Raw genomic sequence first — 25,284 nt, forward strand, 5'->3', positions numbered from 1 at the left:
AGGGCGGCCGGATCGACGCAGCCTTCTCAGGCGTTGCCGGTGAGCCCGAGGAAGTCGGCGACCACGCGGTTGAACTCGTCCGCACGCTCGATCTGCGTCCAATGTCCGCAACGGGAGAAGACGTGCAGATCCGCCTCCGGCAGCAGATGCAGCATGTTCCAGGAGACGTCCACCGGGACCACTCGGTCTTCCCGGCCGTGAATCAGCAAGGTGGGCACCGTGATAGCCCTGACCTGATCCTCGGTGATACCGAGACGACCGCCAGCGTGATCAGGGTGGAAGAACATGGTGCGATACGCCTCGTGCGCTCCCGGCGCGGCGCTAGCCTCGTACCGGATCCGGACGAGATCGTCGGTGATCATCGACTTGTCGACCGCGAAGTAATTCCGCAGCAGGTTTCCCATCGCCTCCAGCGAGGGCTCATAACCGCGCAGCGCGTCGAGCCCCTCGGTCGGCGTCATTCCGACGCCGGGCGAGCCCATCAGCACCAGGCGGTCGAGGCGTGCCTGATCATCCTCGGCCATCTGCATCGCGATCCGGCCCCCGAGAGAATTGCCGACCACGGAGACCTTCTCGAGGCCGAGAGCGTCCAGGAAACGCCACGCGTGGTCGGTCCAGGTCCGGAGTGAATAGTGCACGTCGGCCGGACGCTCGGTGTGGCCGAAACCGACCAGATCCAGCGCGACGACCCGTGCTGAGCGGGCCAGCGCCGGGATGGCGTGACGCCAGTTCGCCCACGCCGACACTCCCGGGCCGGACCCGTGCAGCATCAGCACCGGATTCCCTTGCCCCGCATCGTGATAGTGCGTCGAGATCCCTCCGGCATCGAGGTACCCGCCGGTTTCCAGGCTCGCGGTCGCAGTCATGAAATTCCTTGTTCCTTTGTCTCTGGAATGTCGTCTGTCTCGGGGATGTCGGCTGCGGTCAGCGACCGGCGGAATCGAGCGGCGAACGGCCTTCGAGTTCTCTGTTGAACAGCAACAGATCCCGTAGTGCGCCGGGATCCGCGCTCGCCCTCCGGTAGTACTCGAGCTCCGTCTCCAGCCGGTCATGGTCGCTGATCTGGGAGATGAGGTGTTTGCGGCTCGCACTCAGCGGTGCGGCGTGGTCGTGGAAGATCCGGCGCCGGTCCGCGGCGTACACGTCGAGCACGGTGTCGTCGGCGTGCCCGCCCAGAACCGCGCTCAGCGCCTCGGTGAGGCGGAACGCGTCGAAGAAGGCGCTGATCGGGCTGTGGCCGACCATACGATTGGTGACATGGGCCGCCTCACCCGCCAGCAGGACGCGGCCCACCCGGTACCGCTCCGCGCTCCGCTGGTGCATACGTGCCGAATGCCATTCCAGGACAGCGTATTCGGCCTCGTCGCCCACGGCCCGCAGAGCTTCGGGTATCCGCTCGGCCACCCGATCCACCGGCAGTGTCAGCGGCTCGGCGAAGGTGTAGCGCCACCGTCGGTCGTCCACACGCTGCACGACGGCGCCGTACCGGTCATCGACCTGGAATGTGGTGCCCGCGTAGCCCAGCTCGGCAAGATCACCGTCGATCAGCGCCACCACACTGCGCTCGGGCCAGGTGTATCCGGGAAACCCGAGGCCGATGTGGCGACGTACCGCGCTGTGAATGCCGTCGGCTCCGACCACCCAGTCCGCACGTATCCGACCGGGTGCGCCCCCACCGTCCAGGATCACATCGACGCCCGCATCATCTTGTGCGAGACCGACCAGGCGCACATCGCGCTCGATCCGCGCCGTGCTCTCGATCGCCAAGTGCTGCTCCAAGATCCGGCAGAGGGCCGCTTGCTCGAGATGCAGGGTGAGGGGAAAGGGCGTGATCCCGTCCAGCACCCGCAGATCGAGGTCGATCCGCTCCCCGCTGCGCAGCACGCGCAGGCACCACCTGGTCGATGCGAACCCGGCCCGCAGCGCGTCGTCCAAGACTCCGAGCCGATCGAGCCCGGGTAGCACCGACCAATCGTGCGCGCAGTAGGCGGATGCTATGCCATCGCGTCCGGTGTCGGCCACGAGCACCCGGAACCCGGCGCGCGCCAACCCCAGCGCGGTCACCAATCCGGTGGGATCCGCTCCCACCACGACGACATCGGCCTCGCTCATCGGATGCTCCTCGGCGTGTACCGTTCCGCGGCAACGGCTCCGACGTCGACCGGCTTGCCGATGAACGCGAAACCGTTGGCCGCGAGGATGTCTCGCGCGGTATCCGCACTCAACGCCCCGGCCGCCCGCGCGGCCGCGAGGAAATCCCGGGCACCCTCGAGCTGGCCGGGGATGAAGGGGTAATCCGTGCCGAGCATGACGTGTCCTGGACCGAAGCGGCTGACCAGTAGCCGCAGGTGCTCGGGGTCGAAAACCAGGGAGTCGACCCAGAGCGAGCGCAACAGTTCGTCGAGCCGGTCCTGATCCGCGTCGTGCCAGATCCGCGCGCCGAGGCTGAGCCTGGGATAGGCCCATGCGAATGAGCCGCAACCGTGCGCCAACGCGACCCGCAGAGCGGGGAAACGCGCGAGCACACCACCGAAGACCAGGGCCGTGGCGGCGATCGCCGTGTCGGTGATCATGCCGAGCCCGAAGTCGTAGGGCTGCCCGGCCCGGCGGATCACCCCTCCCCCGCCGTCGGTGGGATGCACGAACAGAACCGCGCCGAGAGACTCCGCGGCCTCGAAGAAGGGAGCCAGCCGGGGTGCGTCCAGATCTTCACCCGCGATCTGGGTGCCGATCTCGACGCCCACCAGGCCGAGATCGACCACCACGCGCCGCAACTCCTCGATGGCCGCGCCCACATGGGGCAGCGGAACGGTGCCCAGCCCGGCCAGCCTGCCGCGCGAGCCGGCAACGGCAGCCGCGATCGAGTCGTTGGTGGCCCTGGCGCAGGCGACACCGAACGCCTCCTCGGCCCAGTAGGCCAGCATCACCGGCACCGGGGAGATGAGCTGCACCGCGACGCCAGCGACGTCCAGTTCGGCGATACGGGCGTCTACATCCCACAACGCTGAGCGGACGGTCCGGAAAGACTTGTCCCCCAGCATGATCGAGCCACCGTCCGGGCTGTCCACTCGGAGCGTCGGCCAGCGCGAGTCCTCGATGCCCGCGAGGGCATCGGACACGTCGAGGCCGAAAAAGTGGGCATGGGTGTCGACTGCCGCTGTCGAGGATGTGCGCTCGGTTGTCAGGTCCACGTCGTGTCCGAATCCGATTGGAAGTAGGGGCTGTCCTGGCACTTCGGAAGCTAGCCGCACACAGACTCGGCGAGTATGCCCGGTTCCAGCCGCCGGAACCGCCGACCCGGATCCGGGTGAGGGAGGCCACGATGTGCGTAGTACCGTGAGTCGAGTCGCCTCATCCGAGGCAAGAGGTGCACAATGCCGTTCGCCGATGCCCAAAATCGTGAATCCGCCGAGGGCGAACCGCCGTCGATCCTGTCGAAGGCGTTCGATCTGCTGCGCGCGTTCAACCCCCATACGCGCGTGATGACCCTCAGCGAACTGTCCCGCGCCTCCGGGCTGCCCAAATCCACGGTGCATCGCCTGCTGGCCCGGCTGGTCGATCTGGGCGCGGTCGAGCACCACCGCGCCGGCTACAAGATCGGCCTGGCCATGCTGCAACTCGGCTCGTCCACCCCGGCCGGATACATGCGGGACCTGGCCATGCCGCACCTGACCACGCTGCACCGCTGGAGCGGGCTGACCGTGCACATGGCCGTGTTGCGGCAATACGACGTGGTCTATCTCGAGAAGCTGGCCCTCAGCGACTCCCCGTCATCGATCACCGCCATCGGCGCTCGGCTGCCCGCGCACTGCACCGCGCTGGGCAAGGCCCTGCTCGCGCACGAGAACTTCGACGACCTCGCTGACTTCCTGCCCCGCCCCTTGCCGATGATGACACCGAACTCGATCGCCGACGTCGAGGTTCTCATCGAGCAACTGCGGCAGATCCGCGCGGAAGGCGTCGCACGCGAGTCCGAGGAAGCCCAACCGGGACTCGCCTGCATCGCCGCGCCGATCTGCATGAACGGTTTTGCAGTGGGCGCGATCTCGGTGGGATTCCCGGCGGCGCTCTCGGTGCCGCCCAATCTGGCAGGCGCGCTGCGCACCACCGCCGCGCAGATCGGCCGCGAGGTCGATGCTGGGCTGGCCCGGGGCCGGGAGAGCTGGTTCCCGCGGGAGTTGTGACCCCTCGAAGTGGCTCGTGAGCGCCGGTGACGAGAAGAGTCGCTTGCGCGCGTCGGCCACCTCCCGGAACGCCGCGTACAGGCCATGGGCGAGCTCGGCGAGCGCGCCAGAGGAGTACGACAACACTTCGGTTCGGAAGAGTCGTCGGTCAGCGAATCGGTTCCAGTCTGCTTGCGTAGCAGCGCATGTACGGTGCAAGCCCTGTGCAAGGTGGGGCGCCGACAGTGCTGGCATGACTTCTTCCCCCGTACCCGAGGCCGATGATCGTGCTAGATCAGCAGTTTGGTCAGCCGCTACTACAGCGCCGTCGACGAGCAGCGCGTGGACCGCGCACTTGTCGATGCTGTGTTCGCCGAGGATGCTCGGTGGGTCAGTCCGACCGGGATAGTCCGTGTCGGTCGTGACGTGATCGCCGATCAGCAGGCCAAAGCGGTGAGCATGTTCCGCGCAACCCACCATGTCACCTCGGACTATCTGGTCGATATCGAGGGTGATGCGGCTCGTCTGCGCGCGAACCTGACCGCGATGCACCTGTGGGGTGCTGGTGCCAACGATCCTGCCGCGCTCGAATCGCATTTCCTGGCAGGCGGTGTGTTCGAAGGACGTGCGGTCCGAACCGATGCGGGGTGGCGGTTGGTGGAGTTGAGGCTGCGGATCGTGTGGCGGACAGGCGCTCTGCCGATCCATGTCGATCCCGAATCTGTGAGGTAGTAGCGGGCCGATGAGCCGCAGGGGCCCTCGACAGAGCCACCGAACCGCGGCCGAAACCGCCAACGAAACCGCAGCGGATTCCGCGGCCAGAACCGACACCGGGACCTGCGTGCAGGCAGCCGCAGCCTAGGACGACTCACCAACGAACCAAACGCGCCCCGGCAATGGTTGCCGAGGCGTGTTTTTCGGGGTTTCAGCCCGTAACAACCTGCCAGCGTTCCAGCTCGGATTTCACCGATGGCTTGCCGTTCCACAGGTGGAGCTGAAAATCGGGATCCTTGATCTTCGCTTCCGTCTTGAAAGCTGGATCCAGGTCCGCGACGTACAGCGCGAACGTCCGGCCGCCGAGGTCGGTCCCTTTGAGCGCCTTCGCGATATCGGTTGCGATCGGCCGCAGCGCGTCGGCGTTCTTGGATGTCGGGACACACAGGTCGATCGCGACGCCGACAAGCCCCGGCTTGTCGTGCTGAGTGCTCACGCGCCCGGTCACCACCTTGACGCCGGCAGGCAACTGGAGACCGTCAGTGAACGCCTGAAGCTCAGGATCATTCGCGGGCGCCGCGGGATAGCAGGCGGCCGGATCCGCGCCCGCCGCAGCAGACGACGACGCGGCCGTCGTGACTGGCGGCGCAGTGGCGGCCGCGGCCGTCGTCGTGCTGGCAGGCGGCGAGCTGGGCGCGGCGTGGGGCTCATCGTCGGCAGTCCCGCAACCGGCGAGCAGCAGGGCAGAAAACGTGAACGGAAGTGCGACAGTGGCTCTCATATCGTCCCCTCGGTGAATGTGCCGCGAGAGTACAGCTAACGACCGCTCGCGGGCTACGAATACGGACTATTCGGGCACGCATTGTCAGCGCACAAGCGAGAGCCCCCAGCCTTCTCCTATGGCTGGGGGCTCCGGAAGGCCCTGGGCACGGTTGCAATCGGGGGCCGGGCCTTCGTGCGAAGTGCTCTCAGTCGTCTATCGCTTCACCCCCTCTCTCGGCTCCCGGGCATCGGAGTGGCCTACGGGCTCGAGCGCCAGCGCCTCGGCCAAGTCGGTGGCGAATACCTTGGTTCGCCAGTGGTGGCACTCGGCCGGGTTTACGGTCTGGAGGTCCGCGAAAGCCGTTACGCGCCGCGGGTTTCCGCCTACGTGCGCCATGCTGGGAGTGATCACGACCGCGCAATCGATCTGGCGCAGAAGCCGGTACAGCATCCCCATTCGATCCTGATTCGAGTTGTCCACCGTGAGCACCTGAGCAACGCGCAGGCCCAACGCGTGGGCTCTCTGCCGGGCGTAGAACTCCGCCCAGTCCAGATCCGCCTTCGTAGTCAGCAGCGGACGGAAGATGTAGATCACGGCCTTGTCCGGTTGCGCGAGGCTCCTTGCCATTTCGAGCGCTTCAGCTAGCTGGTCCGGGTTGTCGTCTGGTTCCGGCGCGTCGGTCACGGTCCGCCCCTTGTCGTCGTCTCGTCGTCGTTTGGGGCGACTCGAGGCCGGGACGACGAGCACCGGCCCCGAGTGCCCACCTGGACGGTAGGAATCGAGCGCGGTCAGCAGCGAGGAGTGTGCAAGAACTTGGAAGAAATACCCAAACACCAACCAAGTTCTTGCACGCGGGCGGATGATGGAAATGCGTGGGAATACCGCGCATTCCACAACTGAGGGAGCCGAATCATGCGGCTGACATTCCTTGGCAAGGGCGGATCCGGAGATCGAGACTGCCCGTCCCTGTACGCCACCGACCGGGACAGTTTCCTCGTCCAGGGCTGGAAGACCGACCAGCCTGACACCGTCGAAATCCCGCATCTACTGCCAGGTTTCGCGGACCCGGATACGTTCATCGGTGCGACCATGACCGACACTGGGCGCGGCACGTTCGCGGTGTCGGGCCGTCCGATCACCGACGCCGAGACGATCGGCCAACTCACCTTGGCGACCGACGAGACCGCGGTCGAGGTACCGAAGCGAGAGAGGACGTTCTACGGTGCTGATAGTCCCCGGACCCGCCGGTGATGATCTGTTCCGCGAGGCGCAACGCGAGGCGTTCCACCTCGAGGTGCGCGACTCGTATGCAGTCGCATCGGAATCCGAAGGGCTGAGGCGGTTTCTCGCGGGCGAGCCCGACACCACCGACTATGACCGGCGCCCGTGGGCGCAGTTCATGCGGGAGACGACCGCCCGCGGGGTCGCAGTTCGAAGGGTGCGGGTCGTGAGTGCCCCGCACTCGGACTATCAGCGCTGGTTGCTGTCGATCACCGGCAGCAACGTCGCCGCTGGCGAAGACATCCGGTATGTCCCGCGGCACCTCGCCGGAGACGTCCCGCCGGATGACTGGTGGCTGTTCGACGGCGAGCTCGTCGCGTACAACCTCGTCGACGACGACGGCTGGCCCGCGGGAATGGCGGTAACCAGCGACCCGCGAATCGCCGAGTACTGCCGCAGGGTGCGAGACCGGCTCTGGTCCATCGCGACGCCGTACGCCGAATACGTCGGCACCGTCCCCAGGTGACGAACGCCGCCCAGGACGCTCGGGAAGCCCTCGGCCAGCGCTTGCGTGAAATCAGGCGCAGGGCACAGCTTTCCGGGCGTCAGCTCGCCGCACTGGCAGGCTGGCACGAGTCCAAAGTTTCCAAGCTCGAATATGGCAAGCTGCGCGTCTCGGACGCCGACGTGCGCGCCTACTGCACGCACGCCCACGCCGAGGCCCACCTCGACGATCTGCTCGCCACGCTGCACAACATCGACACCGCATACATGGAAATGCGGCGCCTGCTCAGCGGCGGCACCGGGCGCAGTCAAGACGTACTGGTCCGGCTCGCCGAACGAACCAAACTCACCCGCATCTATCAGAACGTGCTGATACCAGGCATTTTGCAGACACCCGACTATGCGCGCGCGATCCTGGAACGGTCCGTCGCCCGGCACGGATTGACCGACGACATAGACGCCGGCGTCGCGAAACGCATGGAACGTCAGCAGTTCCTCTATCGCGGCGACCGGCGGTTTCATATCGTGCTGGCCGAGCAAGCCCTGCTGACCACCATCGGCGACAACTGCGTGATGACCGGGCAGCTCGACCGCCTGCTCGTCGCAATCGGACTTCCTCGGGTCACTATCGGAGTCGTCCCGGCCATCGCTGAGATTCCACAGCAGACAACCAATTTCGTCATGTTCGACGACCGCATGACCACCGTAGAGACCATAACGGCCGAGCTGACGATCACCCAGCCGCGCGAGATCGCTGTGTATGGACGGACATTCGACATGCTCGCCGAGCTCTCGGTTACCGGCAGCGCCGCCCGCGCACTCATTCTGGCTGCGGCCGAACGCCGCAGCGCCGACGGTCAGTAGCGGTTGTCGACCTCATCGTCCAAACTCGGCCGGCCGATCCGGCACCTCGACGTTAAACATGCACGCAACGTCAACCTCAAGACCCACGAGCCGACTCCGCCATGCCAGCCGACTCATGGGCCGAAGCCGTCGGGGCTCAACGGAAGACGGCGAACGTCTTGTTCGAGTTGAAGATCTCCGTGACGACGAAGTCCGACCAATCCAGCCGCATATCGAGTTCGGACATGGCCCCGAGCAGGCAGTACCAGTTCAGCATCTCATGCTGGCCCGAATCGATGATCTGCTTGCTCGTGCGTGCATTCCACAGGTCGTAGTCGGCGGCCACCATCGCGTCGTACAGCTCCTGATCCGACTCGGTGTCGGGCCGCAGGTGCCAGCCTTTGTCGTGCAGGAACGCATGCGACCAGCTCGACGAGGCCACCAACGCGACGCGTTCACCGCTGTCTCGCGCGAATCTTCCTACGGCACGCCCGAATTCGAAGCAGCGCAGCGGTGACGGACCCGGCGGATCGAGGTCTTCGCCCGCGTTGATGTCCGCGAAGCGCGCGATGCCGCCCTTGCGGGCGATGACGTGCTCGCCGTAGCAGTTCACCGCCATCGGCACTATCGGGTAGGGGAATTCGCGTCCGACATGCTCGTAATCGAGGAAGAGCTGGGTGTTGCCGAACGCATGCGGGAAGTGGATGCCCGTACGCGGCTGATAGGAGTACGCGACGTCCACTCCGGAGTCCAGAACCCCGCTCACCACGGACTTGGCGAACTCCGGAGCGCCGCGCATGACGAACGATGTATCCGACGGCAGGCCCCATACATTGGGCACCTTCAACATGTCGAGCACCCCGAACGGCTCGACCACCGTGTCCGGATAGGCCAGCACGCAGAAGGAAGGGATCACCTCCTCTCGAAAGTTCTCGTACTGGTCGTCGCCCCATACCATCAGCACGTCCGGACGGAATTCGTCGATCGCCGTGCGACACCGGCGCAAATTCTCGAGCAGCCGGTTCCGGTGCGCGGCCGCAGCATTCAAACCTTTGTCGTCACCCCACTCCTCGCGGGCGAGTTCACGCCATCCGGCCGGATCCTTCATCGCCTGCGGGATGTCGGGATCTTTGAGCGTGCTCACGAGCAGACTCGCCATATGCGTGTCCGCGCCGGCCAGCAGCGGATAGTGGGTCAGACCCACACCGAGTACTTCAGCCACAACTTTCACCTCGATTGCTCTTCGATATCGGGCCTGTTTTGCGATGTCAGGACGGGGCCCCGACGGACTCCGCCGCGAGCTGTCCGCGGGCGATGGCCCTGCGGAACTTCATCAGCAGGCGCGGGTTGTCGACGACCAGCGCCCCGACCAGCACGCCGTTCTCGTCGGCGTACACGGCGACCAGGTCATCGGTCTCCACGCCGCCTCGGATGATCGCCGTCCCGAGCGCCGGCCTGCCGATGATCTGGATTCGCCTGCCGTACTGGTCGGACCAGACGTAGGGCAGGGTCGCGCGCGGGAGCGGCTCGCCGAGCAGCGCCGCCGCGACGACGGCGGCGTGGTCGTTCGCGTTGGTCCAGTGCTCGACGCGCAGGGGCTCGCCGTAGAACGGATGCTGCCAGCGGGCCACGTCGCCGACGGCGTACACACCGGGAAAGCCGAGCACGCCCAAGGACTCGTCACAGCTGATGCCATCCGCGAGCGGCAGACCGGACCTCGCGAGCCAGTCGGTGGCGGGTCGCGCGCCGATACCCACCACGACGAAGTCGGCCGGCAACTGTGTTCCATCCGAAAGTCGCACTGCCGTCACGCGTTCGGCACCGACGAAGCCGTCGAACCGTACGCCGGTCCGGAGACCTGATCCGTGCAGCGCGTGCAGGCGGCCCAATGCCTGCCCCACATCGACGCCGAGTTGCTGGGCGTGTGGCGCCTGCTGCGTCTCGACCAGGGTCACCTCGACACCGTGGGCCCGGGCAGCGGAGGCAACCTCGGCGCCGATGAAACCCGCGCCGATGATCACGCCACGCCTGCCGCGTATCAGCTCGCGGCGGAGCGCGGCCGCATCGTCAGCCGTGCGCAACGTATAGACGTTGTCCAGCGATTCGGCGCCGGGCAGGGTTCGCGCGCTGACACCGGTGGCGATGACCACGTTGTCGTAGCCGATTTCCGAACCGTCGTCGGTGACAACCACTTTCCGCTGGACGTCGAGTCCGACAGCGCGGACACCGGTCCGCAGATCGACCTCGAGCGCATCGATCTCCTCCTGTGTCAGCAACCGGACCGGTGCAGCCCCCGCGCGGGTGTCGAGCATTTCCTTGGAGAGCGGGGGCTTGTCGTATGGCAGCTGACATTCCTCGCCGATGATCGTCACGGCGTCCCGATATCCGCGCGCACGCAACGCCTGTACGGTTCTCACTCCGGCGACCGAGGCGCCGACTACCAACAGTCCCACTGTGTTTCCCATTTTTTCGTCGCGCCTCAGCCGAGGACGTAGACGTTTCCGTCGATGATCTCCACGCCGAATGTCGCGAGGGCGACGGTCGCGGGGAAGCACAGCGGACGGCCCGTGCGAATGTCGAAGCGTGCCATGTGCAGCGGGCAGATCACCTCGTTTCCCTCGAGGTCGCTGTCCTGACCGAGTGACCACTCCTCATGGGTGCAGATGTCGGCGGTGGCGTAGAAATCGCCTTCGTCCGTGCGGAAAAGGGCGATCGGAATGTCGCCGGGCACGGTCATGGACGTGCCCTTGTCCAACTCGTCCACGGTGCAGGCGAACCGCCGGTGCTTCGTCCCGATGCCTTCCATCAAGCGCCTCTCAGACATTTCTCGCTCGGTCGACGGGATTCGGTCGAATCCCTTGACCGCAGTGTGGGACGTGGGGAAGGGCTGACACAGAGCCGGTTTCACTCGCCGGAACCCGTCGGCCGATGCGGTGGTTCCGACGGACGGAACCGGACCCTGCTTTCCCGCACGGAATGGTGCACCGTCGCGACATCCGGCAATGGGCGACCGAAGGAGTTCTGTGGTGTCTGAATATGTGATCGATGACAGGGATATGCCGCGGTTCAAAGTCAACCGGCAAGTCATGACCGATCCCGAGGTGTTCGCCAGAGAACGAGACCGCATCTTCGAGCACAGCTGGCTGTACCTGGGCCATGAAACGGAGCTGCGGAAGAAGAACGACTTCAAGACGCGCACGGTCGCGGGCCGGCCGTTGATCTTCGCACGCGACAACACCGGAGAGATTCGTGTCTGGATCAACTCGTGCCCCCATCGCGGCGCCATGCTGTGCCGGGAGCCGCGCGGCAACGCCCGCTTCCTGACGTGCTTCTATCACGGATGGAGTTTCAGTACCGCCGGGGACATGGTCTCGATGCCGGGCGACGATTCCTACAGTGAGGATTTCGCGCGCCCCGACCTCGCGGCGCCGCCCCGGGTCGACTCCTACCGTGGGTTCGTGTTCGTCAGCTTCGATCCCGCCATCGTCGACCTCGAGACCTATCTCGCGGGCGCGACCGAATACCTCGACCTCGTCTGCGACCAATCCGAATCGGGGATGGAGGTTCTCGACGGCACCCACGAGTACTCGGTGAAGGCCAACTGGAAACTGTTGGTGGAGAACAGTGTCGATGGCTACCACGCGGTGTCGACGCATCAGCGGTATTTCGAGATGGTGCTCGCCGCCCGCGGCAAGCTGGACCCGAACGCGCTCGGCGAGTCCCGCGGCATCGACCTCGGGAACGGGCACGCCGTGATGGCCGGCTCCCCGACCACCGAGGGGCTGTTCGGACGACCGCTGTCGGAGGCCGGTACCGCGGACCGGGCCGCGCGGTTCGACCGGCTGCGCGAACGCTACGGCGACGGCTGGGTCGATCGGATGCAGGGCAATCGGAACATGATCATCTTCCCGAACCTGGTGATCATCGACCTGGTCATGGGCGTGCTCATCCGCAAGATCGACCCGATCAGCCCGGACTACATGGAGGTCACCGCCTGGGAGCTGGCCCCGCCCGAAGAGGGCGGCGAACTGCGCAAGCAGCGCCTGGACAACTTCCTCACCTTCTGGGGGCCCGGCGGGCTGGCCTCACCGGACGACGTCGAAGCGCTCGAGACCTGCCAGGTCGGATATGGGGGACGCAAGGAGCTCGGGTGGTCCGATATCTCGCGCGGCATGAACAAGACGGCCAACTCGGGCACCGACGAGCTCCAGATGCGGGCGTGGTGGCGCCGTTGGAACGAGCTGATCACCGGTGAGCAGTTGCCGCCCGAGCAACAGGACGAGCTGGCAGACGTTCTGAAAGCGCCCAGGCAAAGTCCGAACCCCGCCCAAGCGACGGTCTGAGGACGCCGGCCAACACGACACCAGCTTGCGCAAACCGAGAAGGCGGTCGGAAGAAGATCTCTTCCGACCGCCTTCTCGATCGCCGAGCCCCGACGTCAGGCGGAGAGCGCCGTCCGGCGCCGGCTCCAGCGTTCGGCCCGCGGTGTCAAGCGCGGAGCCACCCTGGCCACCAGCCACTCGATCGTGCGCTGCCAGCCGTCGTAGGAGGCTGCATAGCCGAGTCCGGTACTGCCGCCGCGGTAGAAGTCACGCCCGACACCCGGATAGATGACGGTGTGGGTGAATACCTCTGACCCGGTGCGGAGCCGGTTCGCGAGCGCATCCACGTCCGCGATAGCGACATCGGGATCGACCGCACCGAACAGGCCGAGCCAGGGTGTGCGCATCGCGCCTTCGAAGTCCGCCAGCGAGGCTGGGCTGCCGGTGTCCGGATCGACGGTCGGTGACATGCTGACCGCCGCTCCGAAACGGAACTCGGCGGCCGCGGAAAGCACGGCTCGGCCACCGGAGCCCAGACCGACCATTCCGATCTGTTCATCGGCCCAACCTCGTTCGGCGGCGCACTCGACCAGAAGCTCAGGGCGGACGCGGGCGGGCCCAGCTTCGACCGCAAGTGACTCGTACCCGTGCTCAGCCAACAGGTTCATCACCACATCGGCATCGCGGTCGAGGCCGCCACGGTCGCAGAGCACCAGCACGAAGCCCTGCGGGATACTACCGAGCGAGATCTCCAGGACCGGAACCGTGGCGGTCGCGACCGCCACCGTCGAGCGGGCGGGCGGAATCAGCACCGTGTCGTTCATGACTGCTCCTGCACCGGATGCGGGGTCCACGGCCAGTACTTCGCCGTCGCGCCGCCATCCACGGTGATATTGGTCCCGGTGACCATCGCGCTCTCGTTGGACGCCAGGAACACCACGGCCCCAACATAATCCGCGGGTGTCGGCAGCCGCGACAGTGGTAGTTGACCCTCGAAATCCATCCGATATTCACCAGGTCGGCCCATCAGCTCCGCCATCCGGCTCCGCATGGCCGGATCCGTCGGCGCCGTGGCAGTCGGGGTGAACCCGTTGACCCGAATACCGTATTGCGCCAACTCCATTGCGGCCGATCTGGTGAAGTTCACCAGCCCGCTCTTGCCCGTTGCGTAGCCGATATTTCCCGGCTGTCCCTGCCATGCCGCCGTCGACAGCACGTTGATGATGCTGCCGGCGGTCTTCGTCTCGATCATCGAGTTGGCCACGGCGCGGGTGAAGAGAAAGGACCCACCGAGGATGACATCGAGCTGGCGCCGGAAGTCGGTGTACGCCATTGTCAGCACGCCCTGCTGTTGGAAGAACACGGCATTGTTGACGAGGATGTCGATCTTTCCCCACCTCTCGACGGCCGCGGCCGCGGCCGATTCGGCATGTCCCTGGTCGGTGACATCACCCGAGATGGCCACAGCCTCACCGCCTGCCGCGATGATCTTGTCGGCGCAGTCCGCGGCGACCTCGGCCGAGAGGTCGGTGCACAACACCCGTGCGCCTTCCGCGGCCAGGCCGAGGGCGAGGGTTCCGCCGATGTTCGGGCTGGCGCCGGTGACGATGGCAACCTTGCCGGTCAGGCGGTTCACAGGATGATGCTCACTTTCCCGTGTGGCCGCAGCGCGTCGAGGTCCAGCACCGAGCGCCGGATCAGGAACCGGAATCCGCCATCCTCGGCCCGCTCCACGAGATGCTCGTAATGGCCGACGTAGGTGTCCATGGCACCGGACCGCATGCGGTACACGGCGAAGTTGGCCGCGATGCCGAACGTGCCGTCCGGGCCCTGGTCGGTGACTCGCACATTGGTGATCAGCCGACGCGTTCGGGAATGGGGGTATTCGGCGTGCGCGGCGCGCCGCATCAGGGAATTGACCCGCTGTTCGAGCAGGAAGCGGTCGTCCTGGACCAGGAACAGATCCCGGGCCGGGTCACCATCCGGTTTGTCCGTCGCCGGAATCAGGTACTGACCGGTCGGGCCGAAGAAATCCAGCCACTCCGGCAGTCGCCACGAATCCAGCAGAGCGGCTTCGTAATACAGAAATTGCTCGACTTCATGACAGAGCGCGAGCGACTCGACGGGCGGCAATGCCGATTGAACAGCAACCACGGTTCTTCTCCTCCGGTCGGATGCCTCCGACTGTCCCGCGCGTCCGGCTGGGCTGCTACGCGATGTTCCGGGCCTCGGAACCCCGCGGGGCACGCTTCATCGGGACGAATTGATCAGATCGAGGGCGATATCGACGAGCATGTCCTCCTGGCCTCCGACCAGACGCCGTCGTCCCACCTCCATCAGCAGGGTTCGGGCGTCGATGCCGTAGCGTGCGGCGACGTTCTCGGCATGACGGAGGAACGACGAGTACACCCCGGCGAAGCCGAGTGTGAGAGTTTCGCGGTCGACCTGCACCGGACGATCACGCAGGGGCCGCACCAGGTCATCGGCGGCGTCCTGGAGCGCGAACAGGTCGCAATCGTGTTGCCACCCCTGCAAATCGGCGACCGCGATGAACGGTTCGATCGGGCAGTTACCGGCACCGGCCCCCTGGCCCGCCAGTGAGGCATCGACACGGGTGACGCCTTCCTCCACGGCTACCACGCTGTTGGCGACCGAGAGGGAGAGGTTTTCGTGTGCGTGGATACCGATCTGCGTCTCGGGGTCGAGGACGTCCCGGTAGGCACGGATCCGCTCTCGCACGCCGTCCATCGTCAGACGACCACCGGAATCGGTGACGTAAACACAGTGTGCGCCATACGCTTCCATGAGCTCGGCTTGATCCGCCAACTGGTCGGGCGTGGCCATGTGGCTCATCATCAGGAAGCCGGAGACATCCATGCCGAGTTCGCGCGCGGTGGCGATGTGTTGGGCGGCGATGTCGGCCTCGCTGCAGTGGGTGGCGATCCGCACCGAACGGACACCGAGATCGTAGGCACGTTTCAGATCCGCGATGGTGCCGATTCCAGGCAGCAGCAGCGTCGTGAGTACCGCATTGGTGATGTTCGCCGCGGCGGCCTCGATCCATTCCCAGTCGGTGTGGCTACCGGGGCCGTAGTTCACCGATCCACCCGCCAGACCGTCGCCGTGGGCGACCTCGATCGCGTCGACACCCGCGGCGTCGAGTGCGGCGACGATCCGGCCGACGTCGGCCGGATCGATACGGTGCCGGATGGCGTGCATGCCATCGCGGAGGGTGACGTCCTGAATGTACAGTCGATGGGTCATCGAGCGGCCTCCGCGGTGGTGCTCATATCCAGTGCCGCAGCGGAATTCCGTCGGGCGATCGATTCGGCGACACGCAGCGCCGCCGAGGTCATGATGTCGAGGTTGCCGGCGTAGGCGGGCAAGTAGTGCGCGGCGCCTTCGACCTCGAGGAACACCGACACCACCGTGGTCACCGGACCCGCTCCCGCGGGTACCAGCGTGTGCATCGGTTCCCCCGGAGCGATCGGCGTGAACTGCACATCCTGCTTCAGCCGGTACCCGGGGACGTACTGCCCGACCCGCGCCGCCATGTCGGCGATGGAGGCCCGGATGGCGTCCTGGTCCGCATCGCCGATCAGGCAGAACACGGTGTCGCGCATGATCATTGGCGGCTCGGCCGGATTGAGGATGATGATCGCCTTGCCCCTGGCCGCGCCACCGACGGATTCGATTGCCAGGGAGGTGGTTTCGGTGAACTCGTCGATGTTCGCGCGGGTCCCCGGACCCGCGGATTTCGAGGCGATCGAGGCCACGATCTCCGCATAATGCACGGGAGTCACCGCAGAGACGGCGGCCACCATCGGGATGGTCGCCTGGCCACCGCAGGTCACCATATTGACGTTGTCCGCATCGGCGTCGAGATGTTCGGCGAGATTGACCGGTGGCACCACGAACGGCCCGATCGCGGCCGGGGTCAGGTCGATCAACTTCTTCCCGTACGGTGCCAGCTTCTCGGCATTGGCGCGGTGCGCCTTGGCCGAGGTGGCGTCGAAGACGATCTCTATCTCGTCGAAATGCGGTAGCGCGATGAGCCCATCGACACCCTCGTGCGTTGTCGGCACCTTCAATCTCCCGGCGCGGGCGAGCCCGTCGGACTCCGGGTCGATACCCACCATGGCGCCCATTTCCAAGTAGTCCGACAGCCGCAGCACCTTGATCATCAGGTCGGTGCCGATGTTGCCGGAGCCGATGATGGCCACCTTCGTCTTGGGCAGGACGGTCGTGCTCATCGCTCCTCCTCCGGGGCGAACGTCGCGAAAACCGAACCGAGCGGGCCGATATCGGCACGAACACGGGTTCCGGGCGCCACAGCCGCCATCGGTCCGAGCGCTCCGGAAAGGACGACCTGGCCGGCGCGCAGCGGATTTCCGAATTCCCTGGCGGTACGCGCCAACCAGGCCAGTGCCTCGAGTGGGTCTCCGAGGCAAGCGGCCCCGTTGCCCTCCGAGACCTGCACCTCGTCGATGTACATCCGCATAGTCACCGCACGTGGCTCGAACTTGTCGAGGGTGAGCTTCTTGCCGGCGAGGACGAACAGACCGCTGGACGCATTGTCGGCGACGGTGTCGGTGAGGGTGATGTCCCAGTTCGCGATTCGGCTGTCGACAATCTCGAGGGCCGCCACCGCGTAGTCGACGGCCTCGCGGATCTGTGCGTAGTCGAGATCCCCGCTGTCGAGATCGTTCCTGAGGATGAAGGCGACCTCGGCCTCGACCTTCGGCTGCAACAGTCGCCGTGACGGCACCTCGACAGCACCGGAGAAATCCATGTCGGCGAACAGCACACCGAAATCGGGCTGGTCGACTCCGAGCTGCTGCTGCACGGCGGGCGAGGTCAGACCGATCTTCCGGCCCACCACCACCCCGCCCGCGGCTATCCGGCGGGCGACCAGCTCCTCCTGCACGGCGTACGCGCGCGCGATGTCACCCACGCCGAGCAGGTCGCGAACCGGTTCGACCGGTCGATGCGCACGAATCCCGCCGGTAATGCGGTCGGCGGCCCGCTCGACTACGTTCGAGTCGATCCCCGTTGTACTCACGATGAAATCCCGTGGCTGACACAACGATCGCCACCCAACGGTGCCGCGCACAGCCTCGCGTTCCGGCGTACGGAACGACGATCCACTCCCGGCGAGCACGAGCCGAGGCGATCGGGTGGGCTGCGGTAAATCCGCGCTGCGGCCGCACCGAAATTGCAGGAAATCCTCGCATCCCTCAAATGGGCTTCCTCCGGGACACCGGTCAACTCGATGGTGGCGTCCCGCGACGGCGGCATGGACGGCGCCCTTCCCGGGAAATGATTGTGGCGCCGCACAAAGCCACGGCCGGCGATTGTGCGCGAGGCCGAGAAAACTCGCCGGTAATACTGCGATGCTGATCTTCGCACGCGTTGCGAAATCGGCCGCAGTGCACTGCTTTACCAATGAAGGTGATCAATGATGATCGGAAGTTTGCCGTCGATGCTCGGCTTCGGTCCCGACAAGCGAACGGTGGTCGCCGGGGATCTCGACGCCATCACCACCATCGGCCCCGAGGCCGATCCCGAGCAGGCCGGCGTGGATCACGCTGCGGTGGAATCGATCTGGGCGTCTGTGCGCCAGTGGTACCGGACCGGCGCAAACCCCGCGATCCAGATCTGCCTGCGCCGCGAGGGCACAGTGATCCTCAACCGCTCGATCGGATACTCACCCCATCGCGCCACGACCGCCCTCCGTGCCCTCGACTCGAGCCCCGTCACGCCGGACACACCCGCGTGCGTGTACTCGGCATCGAAGGGCATCACCGCGACCGTCGTCCACATGCTGGCCGAACGCGGAGCTTTCGGACTCGACGACCGGGTCTGCACCTACTTGCCCGGATTCGTCGGTCACGGCAAGGACCGCATCACGATCCAGCACCTGCTCGACTACAGCGCGGGCATCCCCGCCCTGCCCGGCGATGTGCCACTCATCGAACTGATCGCCGACAACGACCGGATGCGAGTCACCCTGGAATCACTGCGTCCCTTGCATCGACCCGGACTCCGGCACATCTATCACCCGGTGACCGCGGGACTCGTGCTCGGCGCGATCGTGCACGCCGCCACCGGACGGCGCATCCGCGATGTTCTCGCCGATGAGATCCTCGGGCCGCTCGGCTTCCGGTGGACGAATTACGGTGTCGCACAGGATGATCTGCCGCTCGTGGCGCGATGCGCAACCACCGGCCGCACTCCGCCGGCCAGCCTGTCCGGCATGATGCGCCGCAGCATGTCGGCCTCACTCGAGGAAATCGTCGACCTGGCGAACGACCGGCTGTTCCTGACCACCGAGCTACCGCCCGCGAACATCGTATCGACCGCGGCCGAAATGGCCAGATTCTACGAAATCCTGCTGCGCGGAGGAGAACTCGACGGAGTCCGGGTGATGTCGCCACGGACCGTACGCCGCGCAATCGCACCGCGGGGCCGGCTTCTCGGCGTCCCGGGCCTCCGAGTCGGCTCCGGTTTCGTACTCGGCCAGCGGGTCGGAATCCTCGGCCGCCATACCGAGACGCTCTTCGGCCACTTCGGCTTCACCTCGGTCTTCGCCTGGGCGGACCCGGCTCGCGGCCTGAGCGGAGCCATCGTGCCGACCGGAAAATCGATGACTGCCGGGAACATTCAGCTGCCGCTGCTGCTAGACCGGATCGCCGGCCGAATTCCGCGGGTATCCCGCCCGCTGGACATGGCCGGTGTAAGGAGCTGGGCCGCGTAGGCGCGCTACAGCGAGACAACGTTCGTCAGCCCGGCACCGGCGCTGCTCGATGCATGGAGGTTTCCCATCGTGACCGTTATTCCGACGACCTTCAGCGAGAAGCTGGGCGCTGCGTTCTTCCGCGGCCTCGGCAAGCTGCCCCCGAGGATCCAGCGCGGCCTGGCCGGCGGCGGAATCGTCGAATTCCGCGACCGGCAACTCGATCCCGGCATCCAATTGCTGCTGCGTATCGTCAATACGCAGCAGCCGGTTGATGAGCTCGCGTTGCCCGTTGGCAGGCAGAAGTTCAGGAAAATGGGCAGGATGCTGTCCGGTGCGCCGGTACCCGTCGATGCGGTCCACGACGTGAGCATCCCCGGCCTGGCGGGCGATATCCCCGGTCGGCTGTATCTCCCCACACAACCCGCCGAGCCCTCCTCCCTGTTGCTGTTCGCCCATGGCGGCGGTTTCGGCATCGGGGATCTGGACGGCTACGACAACGTGTGCCGAATCCTCGCCGAGCACAGCGGTTCCCGCGTGCTGTCGATCGACTACCGACTGGCACCGGAGCATCGGTTCCCGGCCGGATACGACGACTGCGTCGCGACCTACCGCTACCTGCTCGACCACGCCGCCGATTTCGGCGTGGAACCCTCGCGCATCGCAGTCGGCGGCGAAAGCGCCGGCGCGAACTTGATGACGAGCGTCTGCCGTGAAGCCCGCGACCGCGGCTGGCAGCAGCCCGCTTTCCAGGTACTTTTCGTTCCGCCACCGGATCTGACGGTCGTCGGTCACACGGCGCCCGAGCTCGATGACGGATACATGCTGACCACGGCGCTGATGAAATGGTTCCTCGCGCGCTACGCCGACGAATCCGAGTGGCGCGATGTGCGCTGCTCCCCCCGGTTCGCCGACGACCTCTCCGGCCTCGCGCCCGCCTACATCGCCACCGCGGGGTTCGACCCGGTCTGCGAATCGGGCGAGGAGTACGTCGAACAGTTGCGCGCCGCGGGCGTCACCGTCGCGCATCGCAGGCACCCCGGCCTGGCCCACCCGTTCGTCCTGATGGCGGGCTACAGCCGCGTCGCGCGAGACGCGCTGGTCGAGGCCGCCGGGGCCCTGCGCACCGGCCTCGCGCCCGCGACCACCGCCGACCCGGCAGTGATACGAACGGCTCGTTGACGAAATCGATTCAGGTCGGTCGGTCCGATGCTGGAAGGGACCCGATTCAGTCGTCGTACGGCACGGCGTACGCGGGCAGCGGGTGCTCGGCGGGAACCCAATTGCCGGGGTCCAGCAGCCCGGGCGTCAGCGTCGTAAGGGTCGCGGAGAGCTCGACGGCGCTCGCCGGATCGGAGCCGGGCAGCACTGCCTGCGAACACACCGAACGGTCGACCCGGTCCGGGTCGACCGAACCCTCGTGGCCGAGTGCATCCAGCACCAGACCGTAGGCCACCGCATCGAACAGCAACGTCCCGTGATCGGCTAGGTGGCCGGGGCACACATCCTGAACCATGACCGTCCGTCCACCGCGCATCGAGCCCGCGCCGGGCTGCGGGAAGACGAGCTCATCCTGCAGGGACTGAATCGAGGTGAAGGCGATACCGGCAGGCACCGGGGCGTTGGCGAATGCTCTTTCCACATGCGAGTGGGTACCCATCTGCCATGCGATCGGCGAGCACATTCCGCCAGCGCACAGGCTGTCGGCCAATGCGGTGCCGCTCAAGGGCGCCGCTATCGGGATGACCGCGGCGGTGACCGCGGAGACTTCGGGCCAGAACTTCGCGATCCACGCCGCCATGGCGCCGCCCTGGCTGTGCCCGACGATAGCGATCGGCCGACCCGACACCCGGTGGGCCTCGAGTGCGGCGTACGCCGCATACTCGGCGGAGGTCGAAAAGTCCCCCATAGCCCGGCCCGGCAGGGTCACCGTGCACCACCCGTACCCCGCGGCGGGAAGTGCCCTTTCGTAGTTCCACGACCACACCTCATCCGGTGTGCCGCCGGTTCCCGGGATCAGCAACACGGTCGGCCGATCGCCCGACCGGGCGCCGTCGTCGCATCGCACGGCGCCGGCCAAATTCGCTCGAGCGACGGTGAACCTGTGCTCCTGGACAGCCGGGAACCCCGAGTCCGGTTGATCTGCCGAGCCGAGTGGAGCACAGACCCCGAGAATCCCGAGGCCGGCCGTCACACTCGCAACGAAGCGAGCTACACGCATACAGCACCCACAAACATCATTGGTTGGATTGAAGATTGGGCCGACGGTCGATCGAGCCAGAAGTAGACGGGGCCGTCTTCCTCGCGGGCCGTCGATCGTCGATCAGCCGAGCTTCCGGTCGATCCAGGTGAACAGGTCGGCACAGACCTCATCCCGGTTGGTCTCGTTGAAGATCTCGTGTCGAGCGTCTTCCCACACCTTCAGCGTGATGTCGGTCAGGCCTCCGTTCGCATAGCGGTCGACCAGCGGATGGATCAGTGCGAGCTGCCCATTGACCGGGTCCTGCTCGCCGACGGCGAGGTAAATCGGCAGATCCGGGCGCATCGCCGAAACCAGCGACTTGTCGGCCAGCTTCCGCGTGCCGGCGAACATCGCCTTCATGCCCGGGATATCCAGCCCGAACCCGCACAGCGGGTCTGCGACATAGGCATCCACCTGGGCCTCGTCACGGCTGAGCCAGTCGAAATCGGTGCGGGCCGGCTGGAATGGCGCATTGAATGCCGCCAGGTCGACCGGGGCGTCCAAGTCCAGCGGTAGCAGGTCCACCGCGGCCGTGCCGGTCATTGCCACCGCGTCGACCGCGTCGCTGTGCTCCAGCAAGAACTGCTGGGCGGCGTACGACCCGAGGCTGTGCGCGATGAGCACCAGCTTCAACGACGGGTGGGCGGTGCGGGCGGCTCGGCCCACCCGCCCCACGTCGGCCACGAGTTCGGCCCAGCCGTCGGCGCCGATCGCGCCGGGCTCCTGGCCCGCGAGCAGGGTGGCGCCGTGACCACGGTGATCGTGGGCGTAGACGACAAGTCCACGCCCCGCGAGCCGCTCTGCCAGCGGTGCGTACCGAAGGGCATGCTCGCCGACCCCGTGCACGATCTGGGCGATCGCACCTGGCGGGCCTTGTGGATCCCAGCGATAGGCGGCGATTGTCACGCCACCGGCGCTGGGGACATCGACACGTTCGGGCTGCTGGGGCACTGTGCGCCTCCCTCTGAACATGACCATTGGTTGGATCATATGAAGCATTTGATGGTCAGTCCATAGTGTGTCAGACCGCATTCCGCCGCAGGGCAACTTGCCGATTTCACCGGGCGATGCATCCCATCGCTGTTGGTGGCGGCGGCGGGAACCCCGCTCCGTCGGCGCGTGACATTTCGGTCTGACAATTCATATAATATGGCCAGTATCCGCAAAGTTGAGGAAGGTCTCATGCCCGGTACCGATACCCCCGCCGTCACCTGGAATATCGCCGACAACTGCATCATGACGATCACGCTGCAGCGCCGACCCGCCAATGCGCTCGGCCCGGCCATCATCGAGGGGCTCGGGACGGCGCTCGATGCCGCCGACGCCGCCGGGAACGTGAAAGTGGCCGTGATCGAATCCAGTATTCCCGGATTCTTCGCTGCCGGCGCCGACATCAAACACATGTCCGGCGGGGATGCCGAGTCCTTCACCGCCTACGGCGACCAGCTGCGCGCCGCGCTCGATCGGCTCGCGGCACCCGGCCGGATCACCATCGCCGCTGTCGAGGGGGTGGCCCTCGGTGGCGGTCTGGAGCTCGCCATGGCCTGCACGCTGCGCGTCGGGGCGGCCTCGGCCAAGTTCGGGCTCCCGGAGGTGAAGCTCGGATTGATTCCCGGGGCGGGCGGGACGCAGCGACTCCCCCGGCTGGTGGGCCGTGGCCGCGCGCTCGACATCATGCTCAGCGCCCGGCAGGTGCCCGCCGACGAGGCATACACCATCGGCCTCATCGACCGGCTCGTCGCCGACGGCACGGCCACGGCGACAGCGCTCGAGCTCGCCGCCGAACTGTCCACGATGTCGTTGCCCGCACAACAGGCGGTGATCCGCACCGTGGACGCCGCGTTCGATCTCCCGCTCGAGGAGGGGTTCCGCTTCGAGGTCGGACAGGTGCAGCAGCTGTTCGAGAGCGGCGAAGCCAAGGAAGGTTTGGCGGCATTCCTGGAGAAGCGCGCACCGAAGTTCGCGTGAACCACTCCGAGGAGGGGTGAACTCCTTCCATCGGGGGGTCGTTCCGCCTCAGCGGCATTGCCACCGTGGACGGTAGCCGGTGACACCCACAGCATTGAAAGTGAGCCCTGCATGAGCACCCGCCGACAGCTGGAGACGATCCGGCTGGATCGCCCGAAGCCCGGAATCGCCGTCGCCACGCTCGACCGCGCCGAGCGGATGAACGCCATGACGAACACCATGTTCGCCGAGCTCGAGTGGCTCGCACACACCCTCGATCGCGAAGACGATCTGCGCGTACTGATCCTGACCGGAGCGGGCAAGGCGTTCTGCGCGGGCTATGACCTCGCCGACGCCGACCACCTGACGGAGCTGACGGCGCTGGGGATGCTCGATCAGCAGGAGCTCGCGGCCCGCGCACTCACCGCCATCCGCGGCATGCGCATTCCCGTCATCGCGGCCGTCAACGGTGCGGCCGCGGGCGGCGGCCTGGCGCTCGCGCTGGCCGCCGACATCCGGATCGGCGCCCCGGCGGCCCGATTCAATGCCGCGTTCGTCCGCATCGGCCTGTCAGCGGGAGACCTCGGCACCTCATGGCTGCTCACCCGGCTCATCGGTCCGGCCAACGCCGCCGAATTCGCCTACACCGCACGCGTGATGGAAGCCCCCGAGGCCGAGCGAGTGGGCCTGCTCAATTCCGTGGTCCCGGCCGAGTCCCTGCTCGACGAGGCGATCGCACTCGCCGATCAGATCTGCGCGAATTCCCCTGGCGGCGTCCAGCTTTCCAAGCGGGCGCTGCAGGCGAACATGGAGATCGGCTCGTTCGCGGCGGCGCTGGAGCTGGAGAACCGCGGTCAGGCGCTGCTCACCCGCGGCGCGGATATGCCCGAGGCGCTGGCCGCGTTCAAGGAGAAGCGCCGGCCCAACTTCACGGGACGGTGATCGTGATGACACAGACCGTGGGTGGCCCCGACACCGCCGTACTCGCGAATTATGAACCGCCACAACTGGAGACGCTGACGCTGGACATTCATCCCGGCCGGATCGCGGTGCTGACCGTCAACCGGCCAGAGCGGATGAACTCCCAGACCGTCACCATGTTCGGCGAGTTCGGCATCGCCGCACACGCGTTGCGTGACACCGATGCGAGAGCGCTGATCATCCGCGGCGCGGGCGATCGTGCCTTCTGCACCGGATTCGACCTGGACGAGATCTCGGTGCTCACCCGGATGGGCGCCCGGGAGTTCCTGCAGTTCCTGGAGTTGTCCGCAGGTGGCATGGCCGCGATACGGCATCTGCCTTTCCCTGTGATCGCCGCGGTCAACGGCGCGGCCGCCGGCGGCGGACTGTCGCTGTCGCTGGCGGCGGACTTCCGGCTCATCGCACCGCACGCGAAATTCAATGCCGCGTTCGTGCGGGTCGGTCTCTCCGTCGGCGAGCTCAGCAATTCCTGGCAGTTGACCCGGTTGATCGGATACGGCCGTGCCGCCGAGCTGTCGTTCACCGGCCGGGTCGTCGGCGCGGAGGAAGCGGTGCGCATCGGCCTGGCCAACCGCATCGTCGCCGCCGACCGGCTGATGGACGAGGCCTTCGCGGTCGCGCACGCCATCGCCGAGCACTCACTCGGCGAGGTCCGCATGGCCAAACGCGCGCTCCAGCGCAATCAGGAAGTCGGATCCTTCTCGGCCGCACTGGAACTCGAACGACGCGGCCGCGCCCTGCTCGCATTCGCGGGCGAGGCCGACACCCGCTGATCTTCTCGCGGCACTCCGGACACCAACGGCGCCGGGGCGGTGGCACGAACCACCAGCCTCGGCGCCGATTCGTAT

At 66.5% G+C, this 25,284-nt stretch carries 27 protein-coding genes; 11 read left to right on the forward strand and 16 right to left on the reverse strand.

The features are described from left to right. Window positions 1–26: 26 nt before the first annotated feature. Genes ABZV44_RS28625 through ABZV44_RS28635 form a run of 3 tightly spaced genes read right to left on the reverse strand, consistent with a single transcriptional unit; the run spans window position 27 to window position 3,191 of the window. Window positions 27–866 (reverse strand): alpha/beta hydrolase, encoded by an 840-nt coding sequence (locus ABZV44_RS28625; protein ID WP_354842651.1) that lies wholly within the window; start codon window positions 864–866, stop codon window positions 27–29. 58 nt (window positions 867–924) lie between these two features. Then, on the reverse strand, window positions 925–2,112 hold the full coding sequence (locus ABZV44_RS28630) for an FAD-dependent monooxygenase (protein WP_354842654.1): 1,188 nt from the start codon (window positions 2,110–2,112) through the stop codon (window positions 925–927). Beyond that, a complete protein-coding gene (locus tag ABZV44_RS28635; protein ID WP_354842656.1) occupies window positions 2,109–3,191 on the reverse strand; it encodes an amidohydrolase family protein in 1,083 nt (360 codons plus the stop codon). Before ABZV44_RS28635 ends, ABZV44_RS28630 begins: the two co-directional genes overlap by 4 nt. Window positions 3,192–3,374: 183 nt before the next feature. Between ABZV44_RS28635 and ABZV44_RS28640 the strand changes: the two genes are divergently transcribed. Both ABZV44_RS28640 and ABZV44_RS28645 read left to right on the forward strand, forming a co-directional pair. Further along, window positions 3,375–4,184, forward strand: coding sequence for an IclR family transcriptional regulator (locus ABZV44_RS28640; RefSeq protein ID WP_354842659.1), 810 nt, complete (start codon window positions 3,375–3,377; stop codon window positions 4,182–4,184). A gap of 282 nt (window positions 4,185–4,466) precedes the next feature. Then, window positions 4,467–4,895, forward strand: coding sequence for a nuclear transport factor 2 family protein (locus ABZV44_RS28645; protein ID WP_354842662.1), 429 nt, complete (start codon window positions 4,467–4,469; stop codon window positions 4,893–4,895). Between the two features lie 193 nt (window positions 4,896–5,088). On the opposite strand, the gene ABZV44_RS28650 is transcribed toward ABZV44_RS28645, so the two are convergent. Both ABZV44_RS28650 and ABZV44_RS28655 read right to left on the reverse strand, forming a co-directional pair. Next, complete coding sequence (locus tag ABZV44_RS28650) at window positions 5,089–5,658, reverse strand: hypothetical protein (protein WP_354842665.1); 570 nt, start codon at window positions 5,656–5,658, stop codon at window positions 5,089–5,091. Between the two features lie 195 nt (window positions 5,659–5,853). Beyond that, window positions 5,854–6,324 carry a hypothetical protein gene (locus ABZV44_RS28655; RefSeq protein WP_354842668.1) on the reverse strand — a complete coding sequence of 157 codons (471 nt, stop codon included), beginning with the start codon at window positions 6,322–6,324 and terminating at the stop codon, window positions 5,854–5,856. 228 nt (window positions 6,325–6,552) lie between these two features. Between ABZV44_RS28655 and ABZV44_RS28660 the strand changes: the two genes are divergently transcribed. Genes ABZV44_RS28660 through ABZV44_RS28670 form a run of 3 tightly spaced genes read left to right on the forward strand, consistent with a single transcriptional unit; the run spans window position 6,553 to window position 8,229 of the window. Continuing rightward, window positions 6,553–6,891: a hypothetical protein gene (locus ABZV44_RS28660; protein WP_354842671.1), complete on the forward strand. Its 339-nt coding sequence runs from the start codon at window positions 6,553–6,555 to the stop codon at window positions 6,889–6,891. Next, window positions 6,863–7,387: a DUF6879 family protein gene (locus tag ABZV44_RS28665; protein ID WP_354842673.1), complete on the forward strand. Its 525-nt coding sequence runs from the start codon at window positions 6,863–6,865 to the stop codon at window positions 7,385–7,387. Before ABZV44_RS28660 ends, ABZV44_RS28665 begins: the two co-directional genes overlap by 29 nt. Next, entirely contained in the window at window positions 7,384–8,229 is an 846-nt protein-coding gene (locus ABZV44_RS28670) for a helix-turn-helix transcriptional regulator (protein WP_354842675.1), read from the forward strand. The genes ABZV44_RS28665 and ABZV44_RS28670 overlap by 4 nt, the downstream gene beginning before the upstream one ends. 136 nt (window positions 8,230–8,365) lie before the next feature. On the opposite strand, the gene ABZV44_RS28675 is transcribed toward ABZV44_RS28670, so the two are convergent. Genes ABZV44_RS28675 through ABZV44_RS28685 form a run of 3 tightly spaced genes read right to left on the reverse strand, consistent with a single transcriptional unit; the run spans window position 8,366 to window position 11,032 of the window. Continuing rightward, on the reverse strand, window positions 8,366–9,430 hold the full coding sequence (locus ABZV44_RS28675) for an extradiol ring-cleavage dioxygenase (protein WP_354842677.1): 1,065 nt from the start codon (window positions 9,428–9,430) through the stop codon (window positions 8,366–8,368). A 46-nt stretch (window positions 9,431–9,476) separates the two neighbouring features. Beyond that, window positions 9,477–10,661, reverse strand: coding sequence for an FAD-dependent oxidoreductase (locus ABZV44_RS28680; protein WP_354842680.1), 1,185 nt, complete (start codon window positions 10,659–10,661; stop codon window positions 9,477–9,479). A 26-nt stretch (window positions 10,662–10,687) separates the two neighbouring features. Beyond that, a complete protein-coding gene (locus ABZV44_RS28685) occupies window positions 10,688–11,032 on the reverse strand; it encodes a non-heme iron oxygenase ferredoxin subunit (protein ID WP_354842683.1) in 345 nt (114 codons plus the stop codon). Between the two features lie 202 nt (window positions 11,033–11,234). Between ABZV44_RS28685 and ABZV44_RS28690 the strand changes: the two genes are divergently transcribed. Continuing rightward, the gene (locus ABZV44_RS28690; protein WP_354842685.1) at window positions 11,235–12,551 is read left to right on the forward strand and encodes an aromatic ring-hydroxylating dioxygenase subunit alpha; all 1,317 of its coding nucleotides are present in this window, start codon (window positions 11,235–11,237) and stop codon (window positions 12,549–12,551) included. 95 nt (window positions 12,552–12,646) lie between these two features. Here ABZV44_RS28690 and ABZV44_RS28695 read toward each other — a convergent pair whose 3' ends face one another. From ABZV44_RS28695 to ABZV44_RS28720, 6 genes are all read right to left on the reverse strand, one after another. Next, window positions 12,647–13,354 carry a dienelactone hydrolase family protein gene (locus ABZV44_RS28695; protein WP_354842687.1) on the reverse strand — a complete coding sequence of 236 codons (708 nt, stop codon included), beginning with the start codon at window positions 13,352–13,354 and terminating at the stop codon, window positions 12,647–12,649. Next, window positions 13,351–14,166 carry an SDR family oxidoreductase gene (locus tag ABZV44_RS28700; protein WP_354842689.1) on the reverse strand — a complete coding sequence of 272 codons (816 nt, stop codon included), beginning with the start codon at window positions 14,164–14,166 and terminating at the stop codon, window positions 13,351–13,353. Before ABZV44_RS28700 ends, ABZV44_RS28695 begins: the two co-directional genes overlap by 4 nt. Continuing rightward, window positions 14,163–14,684 (reverse strand): aromatic-ring-hydroxylating dioxygenase subunit beta, encoded by a 522-nt coding sequence (locus ABZV44_RS28705; protein WP_354842692.1) that lies wholly within the window; start codon window positions 14,682–14,684, stop codon window positions 14,163–14,165. The genes ABZV44_RS28700 and ABZV44_RS28705 overlap by 4 nt, the downstream gene beginning before the upstream one ends. Before the next feature lie 96 nt (window positions 14,685–14,780). Further along, window positions 14,781–15,794: a 4-hydroxy-2-oxovalerate aldolase gene (gene dmpG / locus ABZV44_RS28710; protein WP_354842695.1), complete on the reverse strand. Its 1,014-nt coding sequence runs from the start codon at window positions 15,792–15,794 to the stop codon at window positions 14,781–14,783. Then, entirely contained in the window at window positions 15,791–16,783 is a 993-nt protein-coding gene (locus tag ABZV44_RS28715) for an acetaldehyde dehydrogenase (acetylating) (RefSeq protein ID WP_354842698.1), read from the reverse strand. Before ABZV44_RS28715 ends, dmpG begins: the two co-directional genes overlap by 4 nt. After that, window positions 16,780–17,541 carry a fumarylacetoacetate hydrolase family protein gene (locus ABZV44_RS28720; RefSeq protein WP_354842797.1) on the reverse strand — a complete coding sequence of 254 codons (762 nt, stop codon included), beginning with the start codon at window positions 17,539–17,541 and terminating at the stop codon, window positions 16,780–16,782. Before ABZV44_RS28720 ends, ABZV44_RS28715 begins: the two co-directional genes overlap by 4 nt. Before the next feature lie 450 nt (window positions 17,542–17,991). Here ABZV44_RS28720 and ABZV44_RS28725 point away from each other — a divergent pair, with 450 nt between their 5' ends. Continuing rightward, window positions 17,992–19,287 carry a serine hydrolase domain-containing protein gene (locus ABZV44_RS28725; protein WP_354842701.1) on the forward strand — a complete coding sequence of 432 codons (1,296 nt, stop codon included), beginning with the start codon at window positions 17,992–17,994 and terminating at the stop codon, window positions 19,285–19,287. A gap of 69 nt (window positions 19,288–19,356) precedes the next feature. Then, window positions 19,357–20,448 (forward strand): alpha/beta hydrolase, encoded by a 1,092-nt coding sequence (locus ABZV44_RS28730; RefSeq protein WP_354842704.1) that lies wholly within the window; start codon window positions 19,357–19,359, stop codon window positions 20,446–20,448. 46 nt (window positions 20,449–20,494) lie between these two features. On the opposite strand, the gene ABZV44_RS28735 is transcribed toward ABZV44_RS28730, so the two are convergent. Both ABZV44_RS28735 and ABZV44_RS28740 read right to left on the reverse strand, forming a co-directional pair. After that, window positions 20,495–21,334, reverse strand: a complete 840-nt coding sequence (locus ABZV44_RS28735) for an alpha/beta fold hydrolase (protein WP_354842707.1) — start codon at window positions 21,332–21,334, stop codon at window positions 20,495–20,497. A gap of 255 nt (window positions 21,335–21,589) precedes the next feature. Further along, complete coding sequence (locus ABZV44_RS28740) at window positions 21,590–22,459, reverse strand: alpha/beta hydrolase (RefSeq protein ID WP_354842710.1); 870 nt, start codon at window positions 22,457–22,459, stop codon at window positions 21,590–21,592. Window positions 22,460–22,690: 231 nt separating this feature from the next. On the opposite strand from ABZV44_RS28740, the gene ABZV44_RS28745 reads away from it, so the two are divergent. The 3 genes from ABZV44_RS28745 (at window position 22,691) to ABZV44_RS28755 (ending at window position 25,209) form a co-directional block, all read left to right on the forward strand. After that, window positions 22,691–23,476: an enoyl-CoA hydratase-related protein gene (locus tag ABZV44_RS28745; RefSeq protein ID WP_354842713.1), complete on the forward strand. Its 786-nt coding sequence runs from the start codon at window positions 22,691–22,693 to the stop codon at window positions 23,474–23,476. Window positions 23,477–23,587: 111 nt separating this feature from the next. Continuing rightward, window positions 23,588–24,397: an enoyl-CoA hydratase-related protein gene (locus ABZV44_RS28750; RefSeq protein ID WP_354842716.1), complete on the forward strand. Its 810-nt coding sequence runs from the start codon at window positions 23,588–23,590 to the stop codon at window positions 24,395–24,397. A gap of 5 nt (window positions 24,398–24,402) precedes the next feature. Next, on the forward strand, window positions 24,403–25,209 hold the full coding sequence (locus ABZV44_RS28755; RefSeq protein WP_354842719.1) for an enoyl-CoA hydratase-related protein: 807 nt from the start codon (window positions 24,403–24,405) through the stop codon (window positions 25,207–25,209). Window positions 25,210–25,284 lie beyond the last annotated feature (75 nt).

Source organism: Nocardia sp. NPDC004860 (assembly GCF_040609015.1).
Lineage (GTDB): Bacteria > Actinomycetota > Actinomycetes > Mycobacteriales > Mycobacteriaceae > Nocardia.